The 1,892-nt window shown below is 35.3% G+C and carries 3 protein-coding genes; all 3 read right to left on the bottom strand.

The features are described 5' to 3' along the window. Window positions 1-127: 127 nt before the first annotated feature. Entirely contained in the window at window positions 128-430 is a 303-nt protein-coding gene (locus tag PVK70_RS18630) for a helix-turn-helix domain-containing protein (RefSeq protein WP_045104648.1), read from the bottom strand. A gap of 4 nt (window positions 431-434) precedes the next feature. Beyond that, window positions 435-779 (bottom strand): type II toxin-antitoxin system RelE/ParE family toxin, encoded by a 345-nt coding sequence (locus PVK70_RS18625; RefSeq protein WP_017020975.1) that lies wholly within the window; start codon window positions 777-779, stop codon window positions 435-437. Window positions 780-980: 201 nt separating this feature from the next. After that, window positions 981-1,892 (bottom strand): hypothetical protein (locus PVK70_RS18620; RefSeq protein WP_274441708.1); only part of this gene is annotated, 912 nt, incomplete at its 5' end.

Below are 1,892 nucleotides of genomic sequence, written 5' to 3'. Positions count from 1 at the left end.
TAACGCCTGCATAACACGTTTACTACTATGCAATTATACTTAAAATTGACGCCCTAAAACGAGAAACACCCGACAACCTGAGATGCCGAGTGTAGTAAATCGTGTTGATGCATTTGTTATAAGTACATCACACCGCAAAACCAAAGTGACTACCATCTGACATTTCAACATCAAGACGTAGCTTGCCACCCGTTGCTTCAATATATTTTTTTAGTGATGACAATTTAATATCTTGCCCTACTTTTTCCATACCAGAAATAGTCGGTTGTTTTACACCCATAGCTAGAGCTAATTCATTCTGAGTTAAAGAAGCTCTTTCACGTAACTCTGCTAAATGAATGTTTAATAACATTTCTGTTGCTAACTCTTGAGCTTGAGCAACAACTTCTGGCTTTTCATTCGCCATGATTTCTTGAAGTGTACGAGCCATATTATTACCCTCTATTATTCAAATGAGCTTGAAATTCTTGATCTGCTATTGGGATCATCTGTTTGTAAAAACGTTTTTCATTACCGCCTTTGTTACCAGCACATAATAAAATACCTTTACGCTCAGGATCGAAAGCAAAAAATGCTCTCAATGGATCACCGTTACTTTGAACACGAAGCTCTTTCATATTTGTAAACTTCGAGCCATAAACAGTATCAGCGTAAGGTCTAGAAAGATGAGGACCTTTATTTTGAAGTAACAACATACCTGCGATCACATTTGCACGTTCTGAATCGTTTAGTGAATCAAACCATTCATCAAATGTATCCGTAGTAATAACTTCCCACATAATAATTCCCTACAACCTTAATATAGGCTACATATTATATAGGATCAAACCTATGATCAAGTATTGATGCAAATTTGTACTTATAACGCCTGCATAACACGTTTGCTACTATACAGTCCTAGCTGAATTTTACCGCCTTAATCACTGAAACTAAAGGCAAACTGACAACGCCGAGTGTAGCAAATCGTGTTGATGCATTTGTTATGCGGATGGTATTTCGCCCAACTGTTTTAAATGTACAAGTGATGTCATAAATTCTATAGCATTTATATCATTACTTACTCGTTGCTCATCTGAAGTCCGCAACCTAAACCTTCCATAAATAAGAAATTGCTTGTCAAAATCAATGTAAGGCAATTTCAGTTTCTTAGATACTCTGATTATAGGTAGGATTTTACGCCCGTTATAATATTTTGGCTTGCACTCTAAGTACTCAAATTCATCTATAACTCCAGCGAAAATCTTCCTTTTAAACTTCACATCTATTGCTGCATTAGCATAGTTTTCCTTAGCCAATTTATATTGAAAATATCGATATTGCCCAATGCCAAAGAAAAAATCTTTCCATGTAGTAACGTTACTATTTACTTTGATTTCCAATAACTCACGCTTAGCAGGATTCATTTTTCCATGCAGATACAAAGTGACCAAATCACCACATTGCTTTACATAACATGGCATTTTACCTCTATTTTTATATTCACGCTTCACTGTATCTTCAGGTGTACTATCAGCAAATATATCTTCTTTTATTTTCACTTTTGCCATTTCAGAATCATTTAAAATATTAATCCTAAATAACATTTCACCTGCAAAAAGTGCACTTTCAACGTCTGATATACCTACCTTTGATTCAATTTCATAGTTACCAAAAGCTTTAAAGCCACAATGTTTAGCATGATCAATATTTTGAAATAAACGGAAAATAGAAGGAACTAATTTCCCTCTTCTTTTATGACCGATAACATGAGTCACTCTAGCCTGGCAGTTTTTCCCACCGCAATAAATTGGTGTCGGAAAACCGAAATCTTCATATTGATTAATGTATATTCTATTATCAAATCGATCCTGAACGAATGGAATTGCAACCCCTGCCATATTACCTCCTCCGCA

The organism is Aliivibrio sp. A6 (genome assembly GCF_028765505.1).
Taxonomy (GTDB): domain Bacteria; phylum Pseudomonadota; class Gammaproteobacteria; order Enterobacterales; family Vibrionaceae; genus Aliivibrio; species Aliivibrio finisterrensis_A.
This window is presented reverse-complemented; position numbering and strand designations above follow the sequence as displayed.